Raw genomic sequence first — 17,708 nt, forward strand, 5'->3', positions numbered from 1 at the left:
CGTACGGGACGGCCCGGGCGACCGGGTCAGTGCGCCGCCGACTCCCAGTCCGCGCCGACACCGACCGACACGTCCAACGGGGCACGCAGCTCGACGGCGGCCGCCATCTCGCGGCGCACCAGCTCCTCCACCCGCTCGCGCTCGCCCGGGGCGATCTCCAGCACGATCTCGTCGTGGACCTGGAGCAGCATCCGCGAGGAGAGACCGGCCCCGGCCAGCGCCCGGTCCACCCGCAGCATCGCGACCTTGACGATGTCGGCCGCGGTGCCCTGGATCGGGGCGTTGAGCGCCATCCGCTCGGCGGCCTCGCGGCGCTGGCGGTTGTCGCTGTTCAGGTCGGGCAGGTAGCGGCGGCGGCCGAACACCGTGGCCGTGTACCCGGTGGCGCGGGCCTCCTCCACGACACGGCCCAGGTAGTCCCGGACCCCGCCGAACCGCTCGAAGAAGGTGTCCATCAGGCCGCGCGCCTCGGCGGGCTCGATGTTCAGCTGCTGCGCCAGACCGAACGCCGACAGCCCGTACGCCAGGCCGTACGACATGGCCTTGATCTTGCGGCGCATCTCGGCGTCGACGGCGGACCGCTCCACCCCGAACACCTGGGAGGCGACGGTGGTGTGCAGGTCCTCGCCGGACAGGAACGCCTCGATCAGGCCCTCGTCCTCGGACAGGTGGGCCATCACCCGCAGCTCGATCTGGCTGTAGTCGGCGGTCATGAGGGACTCGAAGCCCTCGCCGACGACGAAGCCGCGGCGGATGGCCCGGCCCTCGTCGGTGCGCACCGGCACGTTCTGCAGATTGGGGTCGGTGGAGGACAGGCGGCCGGTGGCGGCGACGGTCTGGCTGAAGGTGGTGTGCACCCGGCCGTCGGCGGCGACCGTCTTGACCAGGCCCTCGACGGTGACGCGCAGCTTGGCCTGCTCACGGTGCCGCAGCATGATCACGGGCAGTTCGTGGTCGGTCTGGGTGGCCAGCCACGCCAGCGCGTCCGCGTCCGTGGTGTACCCGGTCTTGGTCTTCTTCGTCTTCGGCAGGTCCAGCTCGCCGAAGAAGACCTCCTGGAGCTGCTTGGGCGAGCCCAGGTTGAACTCGTGGCCCACCGCCGCGTGCGCCTCCTTCACCGCCTGCTGGACGGCGCCCGCGAACTGCTGCTCCATCGCCTCCAGGTGGTCGCGGTCGGCGGCGATGCCGGCCCGCTCCATCCGGGCCAGCAGCTCGGACGTCGGCAGCTCCATGTCGTGCAGCAGCTCGGCCGCGCCGACCTCGGCGAGCTTGCCGGTGAAGGCCTCCCCCAGGTCCAGGACCGCACGGGCCTGCGCCATCAGCGCCTCCGCCTCCGCGGTCTCGTCGGCGCCGAACGCCAGCTGCCCGTCCGCCGCGGCGGGCTGCAGCTCGCGGTGCAGGTACTCCATGGACAGCGCGTCCAGCGCGAAGGACCGCCGGCCCGGCTTGACCAGGTAGGCGGCGAGCGCGGTGTCCATGGCCACGCCGGCCAGCGACCAGCCGTGCTCGGGCAGCACCCGCCACAGCCCCTTGGCGTTGTGCACCACCTTGGGCCGCGCCTCGTCCGCCAGCCAGGCCACCAGCGCCCGCTCGTCGGCCTCGTCCAGCTCCGACGGCTGGAACCAGGCCGCGGCCCCGCCGGCCGACGCCAGCGCGATCTCGCTGACGCTGCCGGCGCCCAGCGCCCACGCGTCCGCCGTCGCCACGCCCAGCGGCCCGCCCGCGTGCGCGGCCAGCCACGGGGCCAGCTCGCCCGCGGCCAGCACGCTCGCGTCCAGCTCCACACCGGCCTCCGGGGCCGGCGCCTGCTCCTGCTCCGCGCCCGGGTCCACGGCCAGCAGCCGCTCGCGCAGCGAGGCGTTGCGGATCTCCAGCACGTCCAGCACGCCCTTGACGGCCGCCACGTCGTACGGCGCCCGCTCCAGGTCGGCCGGGGTCCGGTCCAGCGCGACGTCACGCACCATCTCGGTCAGGACCCGGTTGAGCTTCACGGACTCCAGGTGGTCGCGGAAGTTCTGCCCCGCCTTGCCCTTGACCTCCTCGGCGCGTTCCACGAGCTCCGCGAACGAACCGAACTGGTTGATCCACTTCGCCGCGGTCTTCTCGCCGACGCCCGGGATGCCCGGCAGGTTGTCCGACGGGTCGCCGCGCAGCGCCGCGAAGTCCGGGTACTGCTGCGGGGTCAGCCCGTACTTCTCCTCGACCTTCTCCGGCGTGAAGCGGGTCAGCTCCGAGACGCCCTTGGTCGGGTACAGCACGGTGGTGTGCTCCGAGACCAGCTGGAACGAATCCCGGTCACCGGTGACGATCAGCACGTCGAAGCCGAGGGCCTCGGCCTGCGTCGCCAGCGTGGCGATCACGTCGTCGGCCTCGAAGCCGTCCACCGCGAAACGGGGCACGCTCATCGCGTCGAGCAGCTCGCCGATCAGCTCGACCTGCCCCTTGAACTCGTCCGGGGTCTTGGAACGGTTCGCCTTGTACTCGGGGAACTCCGTCGAACGCCACGTCTTGCGCGAGACGTCGAACGCCACCGCGAAATGCGTGGGCGCCTCGTCGCGCAGCGTGTTCGCCAGCATCGACGCGAAGCCGTAGATGGCGTTGGTCGGCTGGCCGCCCGCGGTCGTGAAGTTCTCCGCGGGCAGCGCGAAGAACGCCCGGTACGCCAGGGAGTGCCCGTCCATGAGCATCAGGCGCGGGCGCGCACCCGCGGTCGGAGCGGTCTTGTCGTCGGTCTTCTTCGATGCTGTCTCTGCCACACCGACGATCCTAGGCGGCCCCACTGACAAATCCGGCGTCGGCGATGTCCGCCCAGCGTGACAGGATCGGAGGTGTCACCACCAGCCGCACCGATGCTCGAAGGGGAGCGCCATGGCCTCCAAGCCGCCCGCAGGTGATCCGGTACAGGACGCGCCGCAGGTCGCGCCCCCCAAGCACGCCGCCGCCGGACTGCCGGCCATCGGCCACACCCTGCGCATCGCACAGGCGCAGATGGGCATGGCGCGCACCGCCCGGACCCTGCTCAAGGTCAACCAGAAGAACGGCTTCGACTGCCCCGGCTGCGCCTGGCCCGAGGGCGACAAGCGGCACGCGGCGGAGTTCTGCGAGAACGGCGCGAAGGCGGTCGCCGAGGAGGCCACCCTGCGCCGGGTCACCCCCGAGTTCTTCGCCGCCCACCCGCTGGCCGACCTCGCCGGGCGCAGCGGCTACTGGCTGGGCCAGCAGGGCCGGATCACCCAGCCCATGTACCTGCCCGAGGGCGCCGACCGCTACGAGCCCGTCACCTGGGAGCGGGCCTTCGCGATCATCGCCGAGGAGCTCACCGCCCTCGGCTCCCCCGACGAGGCCCTCTTCTACACCTCGGGCCGCACCAGCAACGAGGCCGCGTTCCTCTTCCAGCTCTTCGCCCGCGAATTCGGCACGAACAACCTGCCCGACTGCTCCAACATGTGCCACGAGTCCTCGGGCTCCGCGCTGAACGAGACCATCGGCATCGGCAAGGGCAGCGTCTCCCTGGAGGACCTGCACCAGGCCGAGCTGATCATCGTCGCCGGGCAGAACCCCGGCACCAACCACCCGCGCATGCTCTCCGCCCTGGAACGGGCCAAGAAGGCCGGGGCGAAGATCATCTCGGTGAACCCGCTGCCCGAGGCCGGCATGGAGCGGTTCAAGAACCCCCAGACCCCGCACGGCATGCTCGTCGGCACCCCCCTCAACGACCTCTTCCTCCAGATCCGCATCGGCGGCGACCAGGCCCTCTTCCGCCTCCTGAACAAACTGGTCATCGAGGCCGGCGCGGTGGACGAGGCGTTCATCGCGGAGCACACCCACGGGTACGAGGACCTCGCGGCCGCCGCCAAGGACGCCGACTGGGAGCAGACCCTCACCGCCACCGGCCTCACCCGCCCCGAGATCGAACGCGCCCTGGCCATGATCCTGGCCTCCCGGCGCACCATCGTCTGCTGGGCCATGGGCCTGACCCAGCACAAGCACGCCGTCGCCACCATCCGCGAGGTCGTCAACCTCCTCCTGCTGCGCGGCGACATCGGCCGCCCCGGCGCCGGCGTCTGCCCCGTCCGCGGCCACTCCAACGTCCAGGGCGACCGCACCATGGGCATCTTCGAGCGGCCCGCACCGGGCTTCCTCGACGCCCTCGACCGCGAGTTCGAGATCACCTCGCCGCGCCACCACGGCTACGACGTGGTCCGCTCCATCCGGGCCCTGCGCGACGGCGAGGCCAAGGTCCTCTTCGCGATGGGCGGCAACTTCGTCGGCGCCACCCCCGACACCGACGTCACCGAGGCCGCCGTCCGCAGGGCCGCCCTCACCGTGCACGTCTCCACCAAGCTCAACCGCTCCCACGCGGTCACCGGCCGGCGCGCCCTGATCCTGCCCACCCTGGGCCGTACCGACAAGGACGTCCAGGCCTCCGGCAAGCAGTTCGTCACCGTCGAGGACTCCATGGGCATGGTCCACGCCTCGCGCGGCAACCTCCCGCCCGCCAGTCCCCACCTGCTCTCCGAGCCCGCCATCGTGGCCCGCATGGCCCGCGCCGTCCTCGGCGCCGCCTCCAGAACCCCCTGGGAGGAGTTCGAGCGGGACTACGCCGCCATCCGCGACCGGATCTCCCGCGTCGTGCCCGGCTTCGAGGATTTCAACGCCCGCGCCGCCCGCCCCGAGGGCTTCCGCCTCCCGCACGCCCCGCGCGACGAGCGCCGCTTCCCCACCGCCACCGGGAAGGCGAACTTCACCGCCGCCCCCGTGGAGTACCCCGAGGTCCCCGAGGGCCGGCTGCTCCTGCAGACCCTGCGCAGCCACGACCAGTACAACACCACCATCTACGGCCTCGACGACCGCTACCGCGGCATCACCGGCGGCCGCCGCGTCGTCCTGGTCCACCCCGAGGACGCCACCGCCCTCGGCTTCGCCGACGGCGACTACGCCGACCTCGTCGGCGAGTGGAAGGACGGCGTCGAGCGGCGCGCGCCCGGCTTCCGCGTCGTGCACTACCCGACCACGCGCGGCTGCGCCGCCGCGTACTACCCGGAGACCAATGTGCTGGTCCCCCTCGACTCCACCGCCGACACCAGCAACACCCCGGCGAGCAAGTCCGTGATCGTCCGCCTGGAACCGGCCACCGCGAAGGGCACCCCCGGCCAAGCGGCCGCTCAGTAGGCTGATAGGAACGGGGTTAACGATCGTTGACGAACGGAGCCGGCCCATGGGCGAGCAGCACAGCGTGAAGTTCCCGCAGGAAGTCCTCGACGAGTACGCGGCCCTGGGCATCGACCTGCCCTCGCTCTTCTCGGCCGGACACCTCGGCGAGCGCATGGACATCCGCATCCTGGAGGCCGCGCCCGACAAGGTCGTCGGCACCATGCCCGTCGAGGGCAACACCCAGCCGTACGGCCTCCTGCACGGCGGCGCCTCCGCGGTGCTCGCCGAGACCCTCGGCTCGGTCGGCGCCATGCTCCACGGCGGCCACACCAAGATCGCCGTCGGCGTCGACCTCAACTGCACGCACCACCGCGGCGCCCGCTCCGGCCTGGTCACCGGCACCGCCACCCCCGTCCACCGCGGCCGCTCCACCGCCACCTACGAGATCGTCATCACCGACGAGGCGGACCGGCGCGTCTGCTCCGCCCGACTCACCTGCCTGCTGCGCGACATCGACCCGCAACACCCCGGCAACGACTGACCGTTGTCACCGCACCCGGCGCCGGTCTAGCGTTCCCCGCATGGGATCGCGACCGGCGCCCCCGGGCGCCCCGGCCACCGGCCCGCGGGCGTGAACGGCACGAGCGGCATAGGCCCCGTCGAACCGGGCGAGGGCACCGCCGGACACGACGACACCGCCGGCCACCGGGCCCCCGCGCGCGCCGCCACCGCCTCCGGGCGCGCGGGCCCGCGCATCCGCACGGCCACCGCGCCGGCCCGGCGCCGTACGGACGCGGCCCGCGCCTGGGCCGGCCGCCACCCGCGCACCCTGCTCGCCCTCGCCGCGGCCTGCGCGCTCGCCGCCGCCGGCGGCTACCTCCACTCCGCCCGGCCCCGCCCCGCACCGCCGGCGCCGCCCGCACCGCCCCCCGCGCCCTCGCAGGTGGTGTCCCTCGCGTACGGGGAACCGGTGCCGGCGGAGCTGCCCGGCACCGCGCTCGCGTTCACCGTGCGTATCCGAACCTCGGCCGGACCCCCGGTCCGCATCGACCGGATCGACCAGCCCTCACGGGCACTGAGGGTGACGATCCGGCCACAGCTGCCGGTCGTCGTGGCCGCCGGGGAGGCGCGTGAGGTCGTTGTGGAGATTCAGGCGGTCGATTGCGTGCATGTAGCACGGAATGCGGGGCTCCCATTTCTGGAAGTAACCCTCAGTAATGAACGCCAGAAAGAAGCGCACAGTTACATCCTCGGTGACCGATATGCCGGTGATCTTTCCAAGGCTCTGACCAGCGCTTGTCCCGAAGGCCGAGACCAGGCGTCACCAACGCCGTCATGACCAAAACCCGCTACACACCTGGGCTGTCAGTACTCAAACCACCGAACAGTACTGCCGCGTCTCACCATACGGACACGACGAACCGGCCGGAATTCCCCCGTTCCACCCCCACAGTTCCGCTATGCATTACGCCGCGGCATAACAAGAGAGTCACATCATTGGCCCAAGCCCTCCATAACCTCCGACCCGGCGCCTAGAGTCACGGCCAGTCACCGCGAACCACCGGATTCCTTTCATGTTCGGTTTCCCGCGTTCGACTCGGCGCGTCCCACCAGGGACGCCCTGCCTGGAAAGGACAACTCGTGCGTCATCGTTCGCTCATTGCCGTGACGGCCGCGCTCGCCGCCGGATCCCTCACGCTCACTGCCTGTGGTTCGCGCGACGAGGGCAAGGGCAGCTCCGGGACCGCCGGCGACGTAACCGTCGTCATCGGCGTCGACGCCCCGCTCACCGGCGACCTCTCCGCCCTCGGCCTCGGCATCAAGAACTCCGCCGACCTCGCCGTCAAGCAGGCCAACGAGAAGAAGTACGTCAAGGGCGTCACCTTCAAGCTCGAAGCCCTCGACGACCAGGCACAGGCCTCCTCCGGCCAGCAGAACGCCACCAAGCTCGTCGCCAACAAGGACGTCCTCGGCGTCGTCGGCCCGCTGAACTCCTCCGTCTCCGAGGCCATGCAGAAGGTCTTCGACGACGCCAAGCTCCCCCAGATCTCCCCGGCCAACACCAGCCCCTCCCTCACCCAGGGGCCGAAGTGGGCCACCGGCGAGAAGACCCGCACCTACAAGAGCTACTTCCGCACCGCCACCACGGACGCCATCCAGGGCCCGTTCGCGGCGCAGTACCTCTTCAACAAGGCGGGCAAGAAGAAGGTCTTCCTGATCGACGACAAGAAGACCTACGGCGCCGGCCTCGCCGGAACCTTCAAGGGCGAGTTCACCAAGCTCGGCGGCCAGATCGCCGGCGAGGGCCACATCGACCCCGAGTCCAAGGACTTCTCGGCCATCGTCACCCAGGTCAAGAACTCCGGCGCCGACGTCGTCTACTACGGCGGCGAGTACCCCGCGGCCGGCCCGCTCAGCAAGCAGATCAAGGCCTCCGGCGCCAGCATCCCGCTGGTCGGCGGCGACGGCATCTACGACAAGAAGTACGTCGAGCTCGCCGGTGAAGGCGCCCAGGGCGACCTCGCCACCTCCGTCGGTGCCCCCGTCGAGTCCCTGCCGTCCGCCAAGGAGTTCATCGAGAACTACAAGAAGGCCGGCTACAAGGACCCGTACGCCGCCTACGGCGGTTACTCCTACGACTCCGCCTGGGCCATCATCGAGGGCGTCAAGAAGGTCGTCGACGCCAACAACGGCAAGCTGCCCGCCGACGCCCGCGCCAAGGTCCTCGAGGCCGTCCAGGGTGTCTCCTTCGACGGTGTGACCGGCAAGGTCTCCTTCGACCAGTACGGCGACGCCACCAACAAGCAGCTCACCGTCTACAAGGTCGAGGGCCCCGACTTCAAGGCCGTCGAGTCCGGCACCTTCGGCGGCTGACACCCACCCGCTAGCCAGCTAGCACTCACCCACTCCTGCCGCGCGGGGCGCGCACACAAAGCGCCCCGCGCGGTGTCACATCCGTCGAAAGACTCGGAGGACCTGCGGTGCACGAACTGCCGCAACAGCTGGTCAACGGCCTGCTACTGGGATCCATGTACGGGCTCGTCGCCATTGGCTACACGATGGTCTACGGCATCGTCCAGCTCATCAACTTCGCCCACGGCGAGATCTTCATGACCGGTGGGTTCGGAGCCCTCACGGTCTGGCTGATGCTCCCCGCCGGCACCACCATGTGGGTCGCGCTGCCCCTCATGCTCATAGGCGCCATCATCGTCGCCACCCTCATCGCCGTCGGAGCCGAACGCTTCGCCTACCGGCCCCTGCGCAGCGCCCCCCGCCTCGCGCCGCTCATCACCGCCATCGGCCTCTCCATCGCCCTCCAGCAGGCGGTCTGGGCCTGGTACCCCGACGCGAAGTCCTCCGTCGTCTTCCCCGAAATCCCCGGCGGCCCGTTCCACCTCGGAAGCATCACCATCCAGACCGGTGACGTCTTCCTCCTCCTCGCCGCCCCCGTCTCCATGGCCTTCCTCGGCTTCTTCGTCAAGAAGACCCGCACCGGCCGCGGCATGCAGGCCACCGCGCAGGACCCCGACACCGCCAAGCTCATGGGCATCAACACCGACCGCATCATCACGGTCGCCTTCGCCCTCGGCGCCGCCTTCGCCGCAGTCGGAGCCGTCGCCTACGGCCTCAAGTACGGCGAAGTCAACTTCAAGATGGGCTTCCTGCTCGGCCTCAAGGCCTTCACCGCCGCCGTCCTCGGCGGCATCGGCAACATCTACGGGGCCATGATCGGCGGCCTGGTGCTCGGTCTCGCCGAGACCCTCACCACCGTCTACATCGACGAGATCCCCGGCATGCAGCAGCTCGGCGGACAGTCCTGGGGCAACACCTGGGCGTTCGTCCTCCTCATCCTCGTGCTCCTCTTCCGGCCCCAGGGCCTGCTGGGGCAGCGCGTGGCGGACAGGGCGTGAGAACCATGACGACCACCATCACCACGGACACCACCAAGGCCCCGGCCACCCAGGACAAGGGCTTCATCCCCCTCCCCGAGAAGACGGCCCGCGCCCTCGCCACCGCAGGCGGCGCCCTCACCGTCCTCTCCTGCTTCCTCTCCTGGACCTGGACCGCCGCCTTCCCCGGAAACCTCACGGTCTACGGCTACCCCGGCGGCCTCCAGTGGCTCGTCCTCGTCGGCGGCGCCCTCACCACCCTCTTCGGCCTCGCCTCCTACGGCGTCAAGGGCCTCGGCTGGCTCGCCCCCGCCGGCACCGACGGAGCCATCAAGCTCTCCGCCCTCGCCGCCTTCGGCACCGCCTGGTACACCGGCATCGCCATCTCCACCACCCTCGGCGGCCCGATCAACCTCGAGCCCGGCGGCGGCGTCGCCCTGCTCGTCAGCCTCCTCGCCCTCGTCGGCGCCCTCGCCCTCCCCTTCAAGCGCCCCGCGCTCGAAGCGGCCGACCCCGACGACGCCGGCTGGGACCTCTTCAAGCACAACGCCGCCAACCAGTGGACGACCTTCAAGGCGGCCTTCGCCTCCGGCCCCGTCCGCCCGGCCCGCGAGCTGCCCGCCTGGGCCGAGATCCTCCTGATCGCCGCCCTCCTGGGCACCGGCCTCGGCGTCTTCACCTACGGCATCACCACCCCGTACCAGGAACTCTTCCTCGGCTTCCTGATCACCGCGGGCTTCGGCTTCGGCGCCATCAACAAGGCCGGCCTCATGGCCCGCGCCACCGCCCTCACCGCCAAGCACCGCAACGTCGCCCTCGTCGGCGCCTTCGCCGCCGCGGCCGCCTTCCCCCTCACCCAGACCGACGACCAGTACGCGAACCTCGGCGTCAACATCCTGATCTTCGCGACCGTCGCCCTCGGCCTGAACATCGTCGTCGGCCTCACCGGCCTCCTCGACCTCGGATACGTCGCCTTCCTCGGCGTCGGCGCCTACACCGCCGCACTCGTCTCCGGATCCCCCAACTCGCCGTTCGGCGTGCACCTCCCCTTCTGGGCCGCACTCCTCGTCGGCGCCGGCGCATCCATGGTCTTCGGCGTCCTCATCGGCGCCCCCACCCTGCGCCTGCGCGGCGACTACCTCGCCATCGTCACCCTCGGCTTCGGAGAGATCTTCCGCATCTCGATGAACAACCTCGACGGTGTCTCCGGCCCCGACATCACCAACGGCCCCAACGGCATCGCCAACGTCCCGAACATCAACCTCTTCGGATTCGACTTCGGCGCCGCCCACACCATCGCCGGCTTCACCATCGGCAGGTTCGCCAACTACTTCCTGCTGATGCTCCTGATCACCCTCCTGGTGGTCCTCGTCTTCCGGCGCAGCGCCGAATCCCGCATCGGCCGCGCCTGGGTCGCCATCCGCGAAGACGAAACCGCCGCCGAAGCCATGGGCATCAACGGCTTCCGCGTCAAGCTCGTCGCCTTCGCCCTCGGCGCCACCCTCGCCGGATTCGCCGGCGTCGTCCAGGCACACGTCAACTACACGGTCACCCCCGACCAGTACGTGTTCGCCAACGCCGTCCCGCCGAACTCCGCCTTCCTCCTCGCCGCCGTCGTCCTCGGCGGCATGGGAACCATCTCCGGACCCCTCGTCGGCGGAGCACTCCTCTTCCTGCTCCCCAACAAGCTCCAGTCCCTCGGAGAACTCCAGCTCTTCGCCTTCGGCGTCGCACTCGTCATCCTGATGCGCCTGCGCCCCGAAGGCCTCATCCCCAACCGGCGCAACCAGCTCGAACTCCACGAGGACCTCGAAGCGCCCACAGTCCTCGGCAAGGCAGGGGCCTGACCCATGACGACCACCACGACCGAAACGGTCCTGGACGCCCGCGGCGTCACCATGCGCTTCGGCGGCCTCACCGCCGTCAAGAACGTCGACCTCACCGTCAACAGCGGCGAGATCGTCGGCCTCATCGGCCCCAACGGCGCCGGCAAGACCACCTTCTTCAACTGCCTCACCGGCCTCTACATCCCCACCGAGGGAGAGGTCCGCTACAAGGGCACCGTCCTGCCGCCCAAGTCCTTCAAGGTCACCGCGGCCGGCATCGCCCGGACCTTCCAGAACATCCGTCTCTTCAACAACATGACGGTCCTGGAAAACGTCCTCGTCGGCCGCCACACCCGTACCCGCGAAGGACTCTGGTCCGCCCTCCTGCGCCTGCCCGGCTTCCACAAGGAAGAAGCCGCCAGCCGCGAGAAGGCCATGGAACTCCTCGAGTTCATCGGCCTCGCCGACAAGGCCGACCACCTCGCCCGCAACCTCCCCTACGGCGAACAGCGCAAGCTCGAAATCGCCCGCGCCCTCGCCAGCGACCCCGGACTCATCCTCCTGGACGAGCCCACCGCCGGCATGAACCCGCAGGAGACCCGGGCCGCCGAAGAACTCATCTTCGCCATCCGGGACAAGGGCATCGCCGTCCTCGTCATCGAGCACGACATGCGCTTCATCTTCAACCTCTGCGACCGCGTCGCCTGCCTCGTCCAGGGCGAAAAGCTCATCGAGGGCACCGCCACCGAGGTCCAGAGCGACGAACGCGTCGTCGCCGCCTACCTCGGCGAACCCTTCGAAGGCGCCCCCGGCGCCGAAGAAGCCGCCGAAGTCGAAGCCGCGGAAGTCGAAGCCGCCGAAGCCCTCATCGAGGGCGACACCACGGCAGACCCCGAGGCCGACGCCCCGGCGGACGCCGCAGCCGACGCCCCGGCCGACGCTCCGGCGGACAGCACCACCAGCACGGACGGAGAAGCCAAGTGACCGCACTCCTGGAGGTCGAAGACCTCCGCGTCGCCTACGGCAAGATCGAAGCCGTAAAAGGCATCTCCTTCAGCGTCGACGCCGGCCAGATCGTCACCCTGATCGGCACCAACGGCGCCGGCAAGACCACCACCCTGCGCACCCTCTCCGGCCTCATCAAGCCCAAGAGCGGCCAGATCAAGTTCCAGGGCAAGTCCCTCAAGAAGATCCCCGCCCACGACATCGTCAGCCTGGGACTCGCCCACTCCCCCGAGGGGCGGCACATCTTCCCGCGCATGACGATCGAGGACAACCTCCTCCTCGGCGCCTTCCTCCGCAAGGACAAGGACGGCATCGCCAAGGACGTCCAGCGCGCCTACGACCTCTTCCCCATCCTGGGCGAGAGGCGCAAGCAGGCCGCCGGCACCCTCTCGGGCGGCGAACAGCAGATGCTCGCCATGGGCCGCGCCCTGATGTCCCAGCCCAAGCTGCTCATGCTGGACGAGCCCTCCATGGGCCTCTCCCCCCTCATGATGCAGAAGATCATGGCGACCGTCGCCGAACTCAAGGCCTCCGGCACGACCATCCTCCTGGTCGAGCAGAACGCCCAGGCCGCGCTGTCCCTGGCCGACCAGGGCCACGTCATGGAGATCGGCAAGATCGTCCTGTCCGGCCCCGGCAACGAACTGCTCGTCAACGAGGACGTCCGCAAGGCCTACCTCGGCGAGGACTGATCACCGCCACGGCACCGAAGACTGAGGCCCGCCTCCCCTCGGGGGGAGGCGGGCCTCACTCATGCACCACCGCCGGGCCTCACCCGTTGGCGGCGTTCTTCTTCTCCTCGGCGTCCTCGATGACCGCCTCCGCGACCTGCTGCATCGACATCCGCCGGTCCATCGACGTCTTCTGGATCCACCGGAACGCCGCCGGCTCGGACAGCCCGTACTGCGTCTGCAGAATGCTCTTCGCCCGGTCCACCAGCTTGCGCGTCTCCAGTCGCAGCGAAAGGTCCGCGACCTCCTTCTCCAGCGCCTTCAGCTCCGCGAACCGCGACACCGCCATCTCGATCGCCGGCACGACGTCACTCTTGCTGAACGGCTTCACCAGGTACGCCATGGCCCCGGCGTCCCGCGCCCGCTCGACCAGGTCGCGCTGCGAGAACGCGGTGAGCATCAGCACCGGCGCGATGGACTCCTCGGCGATCTTCTCGGCGGCGGAGATCCCGTCGAGCACGGGCATCTTCACGTCGAGGATCACCAGGTCCGGCCGGTGCTCCCGGGCGAGCTCGACGGCCGTCTGCCCATCGCCGGCCTCCCCGACGACCGAGTAGCCCTCCTCCTCCAGCATCTCCTTGAGATCGAGCCGGATGAGCGCCTCGTCCTCGGCGATGACGACACGGGTCGTGAGCGGCGGGACATGCGACTGGTCGGCGTCGACGGGAGTGGGCGACGACTCGTGCTCGGCGGTCACGGGGTGCTCCTTGTTGCGGGGCTGGTTTCAGCTCCCCTGAGCCTACCCAGCTCCTGTATGTTTGTGGCACGGAGGGTATTCGGTATCCTTCATTTCGAAGGGGCCCCGGTAGCCCAGCGGCAGAGGCCATGGATTCAAAACCCATTCAGCGTCGGTTCGAATCCGACCCGGGGCACTTACCCTTCAATTTCAAGGTCGCCGAGCGAATTTGACGATCTTCACCCATCACGGTGAACGCGCCTTCGAACCGCGGCCAATCGGACGATTGATACGCAGGCTGCTCTTCACCATCGGCTGGTGGCGCCACGAAGACCGCAAGCGTCGCGGCGAGACGTTCGTGCAGCCCACCCATTGCCCGCGCTGTACGGGCAGGCCTTTCGATCACGCCAGTTAAGGGCTGTCCCGCAACCGTCGGCTTGATGGGCTGATGGCATGATCTCGGAGTGACCAGCGAACTTACCCAGCCAGGTTCTGCGAAGTATGTCCTCTTTGATGTCGACGGGACTTTGATCGACGCGGTGGCCAACCAGCGTCGGGTCTGGGAAGCGTGGGCGGCGCGCTACGGACTCGACCCTGCCGGTGTGTACCAAGTGGCGCTGCGGACGCGCCCTATGGAGACCTTCGTTACGGTGGCCCCGGAGCGGGACCCGCGGGAGTGCCTGGCCGCGTTGCATGAGCTGGAGGACGAGGATGTCCGGTCCGGTGTCTATGCCGCTTTCGATGGTGCCCCGGAGTTGCTGTCCGGCCTGCCCTCGGAGTCCTGGGCACTGGTGACCTCGAACTACGAGCACCGGGTGCGCGGGCGGTTCGCCCGGACCGGGCTGCCGGTTCCGCGCGTGCTTGTGGATGCCGCCGCGGTCGCGGAAGGCAAGCCGTCACCGGTTCCCTACCTGCTGGCCGCCGAACGGCTTGGCGCCAAGCCGGAGGACTGCCTGGTCATTGAGGACGCGCCATCCGGAGTCGAGTCCGGGCTGCGGGCCGGCATGACGGTGTGGGGAGTCAACACGCCGGTCCCGGTGGACGGCGTGCACCGCCATTTCGCAAGCCTGCGCGAGGCAGTACCCGACATCCTCGCCTTCGCGACGGGCTCGCACCGGGACTCCGCGGTCTGAGCGCCCCGTTGTCGGCGGCCCACCGGGCACCGGCCACAGTGAAACGATCTGGTGTGGCTGGTGTGATCACGTTCCGCAAGGACACTGTGCTGATCGTGGACGGCACCCTGGTGCCCACCCGCGACCACACCATCGCCGAAGATCATTACGGGACAGCCCTTAGCCTGCCCGGATGACCGACGAGATGGCCGCCACGTTGCTTCGTCCGCGGGGCGGTGTGCCCGGGGTGCGGGAGAGTTCGGTCGGGGGGCCGTTGTTGTGGCCGGGCGGGGAGGCGTGGCCGGTGTGCCGGGGGCCGCACATGGTGCAGCGGCGGGAGCGGCTGGCGGCGGAGGAGCTCGCGTTCCTGCGGAGGCTGCGGCCGCGGGGGCGGGGGCGGCTGACGCCCCGGTCGCCGGAGGAGGCCGCGGAGCTGGCGCGGATCCGTGGTGGGGGCGGGTCGTTGGACCTGGCCGCGGGGGTGCGGGAGTGGTGGGCGGAGGAGGAGGGGCCGGAGGTGGCGTTGGTCCCGGTGGTGCAGGTGTTTCCTCCGGACGGGGCCGACGTGCTGCAGGTGTTGTGGTGTCCGCGTGAGCATGCGTTGCCGGGTGGCTGGGGGCCGGCGGTGCAGGTGAGGTGGCGGCGGCCGGCGGTCACGGCGGGCGCGGGTGCTGCGGTGCCGGCGGGGGCCGAGGGGCCTTATGGGGTACGGCCGTTGGTCGTGGATCCGGTGGTGGTGCGGGATGTGCCGTGTCGGTGGCACGAGGAGTGGAAGGTCGGGGGGTGGCCGTGCTGGCATGCCACGGATCCGCAGGCCGTGGTGTGTGGGTGTGGGGCGCGGATGGAGTTGTTGCTGACGGTGCCGAGTGGGGGTGCGGCTGGGGTGCGTGTGGGGCGGGATGGGTGGTTGAGGGTGTACGTGTGTCCGGTGGATCGGGGGCATCCCGTGCGCCGGGTGGTGGGGTAGGCCGGTCCGGGCCGGCTCCCGGGGGGTCCCCCCGGGAGGTGTGTGGTGGGGGTCAGCGGAGGGGGGTGCCGATGTGGTGCACGCGGACGAGGTTGGTGGTGCCGGTGACACCGGGGGGTGAGCCGGCGGTGATGACGACGGTGTCGCCGGGGGCGCAGCGGCCGATGCGCAGGAGTTCTTCGTCGACCTGGGCAACCATGGCGTCGGTGGAGTCGACGTGGGGGCCGAGGAAGGTTTCGACGCCCCAGGTGAGGTTGAGCTGGGAGCGGGTGGCGGGGTCGGGGGTGAAGGCGAGGAGGGGGATGGGTGAGCGGTAGCGGGAGAGTCGGCGGACGGTGTCGCCGCTCTGGGTGAAGGCGACGAGGAATTTGGCGCCGAGGAAGTCGCCCATTTCGGCGGCGGCGCGGGCGACGGCGCCGCCTTGGGTGCGGGGCTTGCTGCGTTCGGTGAGGGGTGGGAGGCCCTTGGCGAGGATGTCCTCTTCGGCGGCTTCGACGATGCGGGACATCGTCTTGACGGTTTCGATGGGGTGTTTGCCCACGCTGGTCTCGCCGGAGAGCATGACGGCGTCGGTGCCGTCGATGACGGCGTTGGCGACGTCGCTGGCCTCGGCGCGGGTGGGGCGGGAGTTGTCGATCATCGAGTCGAGCATCTGGGTGGCGACGATGACGGGTTTGGCGTTGCGCTTGGCGAGTTTGATGGCGCGCTTCTGGACGATGGGGACTTGTTCGAGGGGCATTTCGACGCCGAGGTCGCCGCGGGCGACCATGATGCCGTCGAAGGCGGCGACGATGTCGTCGATGTTGTCGACGGCTTGAGGCTTTTCGATTTTGGCGATGACGGGGAGGCGTCGGCCTTCTTCGTCCATGATGCGGTGGACGTCTTCGATGTCGCGGCCGCTGCGGACGAAGGAGAGGGCGATGACGTCGGCGCCGGTGCGCAGGGCCCAGCGGAGGTCTTCGACGTCCTTGTCGGAGAGGGCGGGGACGGAGACGGAGACGCCGGGGAGGTTGAGGCCTTTGTGGTCGGAGACCATGCCGCCTTCGATGACGCGGGTGTGGACGCGGGGGCCGTCGACGTGGGTGACTTCGAGGGTGACACGGCCGTCGTCGACGAGGATGCGTTCGCCGGTGGTGACGTCGGCGGCGAGGCCGTTGTAGGTGGTGCCGCAGGTGTGGCGGTCGCCGGGGACGTCGTCGGTGGTGATGGTGAAGGTGTCTCCGCGTTCAAGGAGTACGGGGCCTTCGTGGAAGCGGCCGAGGCGGATCTTCGGGCCTTGAAGGTCGGCGAGGATGCCGACGCTGTGGCCGGTCTCGTCGGAGGCCTTGCGTACGTGGCGGTAGCGCTCCTCGTGTTCGGCGTAGGTGCCGTGGCTGAGGTTGAGGCGGGCGATGTCCATTCCGGCTTCGACCAGGGCTTTGATCTGGTCGTATGAGTCGGTGGCGGGGCCCAGGGTACATACGATTTTCGCTCGGCGCATGGGGTGAGGTTATGCCCTACCGGGCGGTAGGAAATGGGCTGTGGGTGTCGTCTCAACAACCTTTGGGCGAAAGGTTGTTGACACTTGTTGAATGGGCGTGGGGGTGCTCTGATGAGCACCCCCCGGGTGTGGGTTACAGCTGTGGCGGGGTCATGGTGAAGCGGGCGTTGACCTGGGCGTAGACGCTCTGCCGTTGGGGTTCGAGGTCGAGGGCGGGGGCGCCGGCGTCCTCGGCGCCGTAGGCCATGGTGCGCATCATGCCGGCGGGGGCGGCCATGGTGAGGGGGGTGGCGTTCTCGGCGCCGAGGTCGGCGAGTTCGACGAGGGCGGTGAGGCGGGCACCGAGGGCTTCGGCGTATTCGCGGGCGCGTTGGACGGCCTCGTGGACGGCTTGTTTGCGGGCTTCGCCGTGGGCGGGCGAGTCGGGGCGCAGGGCCCACCAGGGGCCGTCGACGCGGGTGAGGTCGAGGTCGGCGAGGCGGGTGGTGAGTTCGCCGAGGGTGGTGAAGTCGCTGAGTTCGGCGGTGATGAGGACGCGGCCGTGGTAGGCGCGGACGCGTTCGCCACGGCCGTGGCGCGTGAGTTCCGGGGTGATGGAGAAGGCGCCGGTTTCGAGCTTTTCGACGGGGTCGCCGTAGCTCTTGATGAGGTCGAGGACGGTGGTGTTGCGGCGGGTGAGGTCGTCGAGGGCGGTGCGGCGGTCGGTGCCGCGGGCGCTGACGGTGATGGTGATGCGGGCGATTTCGGGGTCGACTTCGATGTGGGCTTCGCCGCGGACTGCGACGCGGGGCACTTCGGGGGTGCCGTAGGGCTGGGGCGTTGCGTCTGAGGTCATGGTTTCACTCTCGCACGGCGTCTGACGCGGGG

At 69.9% G+C, this 17,708-nt stretch carries 14 protein-coding genes and 1 tRNA gene; 11 read left to right on the top strand and 4 right to left on the bottom strand.

The genetic code is table 11. From position 1 onward, the window contains the following. Positions 1-26: 26 nt before the first annotated feature. Positions 27-2,756 carry a DNA polymerase I gene (gene polA / locus ACZ6KO_RS08860; protein ID WP_469302002.1) on the bottom strand — a complete coding sequence of 910 codons (2,730 nt, stop codon included), beginning with the start codon at positions 2,754-2,756 and terminating at the stop codon, positions 27-29. 112 nt (positions 2,757-2,868) lie between these two features. Between polA and ACZ6KO_RS08865 the strand changes: the two genes are divergently transcribed. From ACZ6KO_RS08865 to ACZ6KO_RS08900, 8 genes are all read left to right on the top strand, one after another. Then, positions 2,869-5,172, top strand: a complete 2,304-nt coding sequence (locus tag ACZ6KO_RS08865; RefSeq protein ID WP_469302004.1) for an FdhF/YdeP family oxidoreductase — start codon at positions 2,869-2,871, stop codon at positions 5,170-5,172. A gap of 46 nt (positions 5,173-5,218) precedes the next feature. Further along, the gene (locus tag ACZ6KO_RS08870; RefSeq protein WP_469302006.1) at positions 5,219-5,695 is read left to right on the top strand and encodes a PaaI family thioesterase; all 477 of its coding nucleotides are present in this window, start codon (positions 5,219-5,221) and stop codon (positions 5,693-5,695) included. A gap of 90 nt (positions 5,696-5,785) precedes the next feature. Further along, on the top strand, positions 5,786-6,493 hold the full coding sequence (locus ACZ6KO_RS08875) for a Tat pathway signal sequence domain protein (protein WP_469302009.1): 708 nt from the start codon (positions 5,786-5,788) through the stop codon (positions 6,491-6,493). Positions 6,494-6,795: 302 nt separating this feature from the next. Continuing rightward, positions 6,796-8,028, top strand: coding sequence for a branched-chain amino acid ABC transporter substrate-binding protein (locus ACZ6KO_RS08880; RefSeq protein ID WP_469302013.1), 1,233 nt, complete (start codon positions 6,796-6,798; stop codon positions 8,026-8,028). A gap of 107 nt (positions 8,029-8,135) precedes the next feature. Next, on the top strand, positions 8,136-9,065 hold the full coding sequence (locus ACZ6KO_RS08885; protein WP_469302017.1) for a branched-chain amino acid ABC transporter permease: 930 nt from the start codon (positions 8,136-8,138) through the stop codon (positions 9,063-9,065). Beyond that, complete coding sequence (locus ACZ6KO_RS08890) at positions 9,062-10,891, top strand: branched-chain amino acid ABC transporter permease (protein WP_469302020.1); 1,830 nt, start codon at positions 9,062-9,064, stop codon at positions 10,889-10,891. The genes ACZ6KO_RS08885 and ACZ6KO_RS08890 overlap by 4 nt, the downstream gene beginning before the upstream one ends. A 3-nt stretch (positions 10,892-10,894) precedes the next feature. Then, positions 10,895-11,854, top strand: coding sequence for an ABC transporter ATP-binding protein (locus ACZ6KO_RS08895; protein ID WP_469302023.1), 960 nt, complete (start codon positions 10,895-10,897; stop codon positions 11,852-11,854). After that, positions 11,851-12,567, top strand: coding sequence for an ABC transporter ATP-binding protein (locus ACZ6KO_RS08900; protein WP_401447544.1), 717 nt, complete (start codon positions 11,851-11,853; stop codon positions 12,565-12,567). Before ACZ6KO_RS08895 ends, ACZ6KO_RS08900 begins: the two co-directional genes overlap by 4 nt. Positions 12,568-12,646: 79 nt before the next feature. On the opposite strand, the gene ACZ6KO_RS08905 is transcribed toward ACZ6KO_RS08900, so the two are convergent. Next, positions 12,647-13,303 carry an ANTAR domain-containing response regulator gene (locus ACZ6KO_RS08905; RefSeq protein ID WP_469302025.1) on the bottom strand — a complete coding sequence of 219 codons (657 nt, stop codon included), beginning with the start codon at positions 13,301-13,303 and terminating at the stop codon, positions 12,647-12,649. A 102-nt stretch (positions 13,304-13,405) separates the two neighbouring features. Between ACZ6KO_RS08905 and ACZ6KO_RS08910 the strand changes: the two genes are divergently transcribed. From ACZ6KO_RS08910 to ACZ6KO_RS08920, 3 genes are all read left to right on the top strand, one after another. Further along, positions 13,406-13,478, top strand: a tRNA-Leu gene (locus ACZ6KO_RS08910). Between the two features lie 268 nt (positions 13,479-13,746). Then, positions 13,747-14,415 carry an HAD family hydrolase gene (locus ACZ6KO_RS08915; RefSeq protein WP_469302028.1) on the top strand — a complete coding sequence of 223 codons (669 nt, stop codon included), beginning with the start codon at positions 13,747-13,749 and terminating at the stop codon, positions 14,413-14,415. Between the two features lie 53 nt (positions 14,416-14,468). Continuing rightward, positions 14,469-14,591 carry a hypothetical protein gene (locus ACZ6KO_RS08920; protein ID WP_469303932.1) on the top strand — a complete coding sequence of 41 codons (123 nt, stop codon included), beginning with the start codon at positions 14,469-14,471 and terminating at the stop codon, positions 14,589-14,591. An 822-nt stretch (positions 14,592-15,413) separates the two neighbouring features. Here the strand turns inward: ACZ6KO_RS08920 and pyk are convergent. Further along, complete coding sequence (gene pyk, locus ACZ6KO_RS08925) at positions 15,414-16,841, bottom strand: pyruvate kinase (RefSeq protein WP_469302032.1); 1,428 nt, start codon at positions 16,839-16,841, stop codon at positions 15,414-15,416. A 133-nt stretch (positions 16,842-16,974) separates the two neighbouring features. Then, positions 16,975-17,676, bottom strand: a complete 702-nt coding sequence (locus tag ACZ6KO_RS08930) for an SIMPL domain-containing protein (RefSeq protein ID WP_469302034.1) — start codon at positions 17,674-17,676, stop codon at positions 16,975-16,977. Positions 17,677-17,708 lie beyond the last annotated feature (32 nt).

Source organism: Streptomyces sp. NPDC042102, assembly GCF_055582305.1.

Coding starts and splice junctions, on each gene's coding strand:
- ACZ6KO_RS08865 (WP_469302004.1), top strand. CDS start 2,869: ATGGCCTCCAAGCCGCCCGCAGGTGATCCGGTACAGGACGCGCCGCAG.
- ACZ6KO_RS08870 (WP_469302006.1), top strand. CDS start 5,219: ATGGGCGAGCAGCACAGCGTGAAGTTCCCGCAGGAAGTCCTCGACGAG.
- ACZ6KO_RS08895 (WP_469302023.1), top strand. CDS start 10,895: ATGACGACCACCACGACCGAAACGGTCCTGGACGCCCGCGGCGTCACC.
- pyk (WP_469302032.1), bottom strand. CDS start 16,841: ATGCGCCGAGCGAAAATCGTATGTACCCTGGGCCCCGCCACCGACTCA.
- ACZ6KO_RS08930 (WP_469302034.1), bottom strand. CDS start 17,676: ATGACCTCAGACGCAACGCCCCAGCCCTACGGCACCCCCGAAGTGCCC.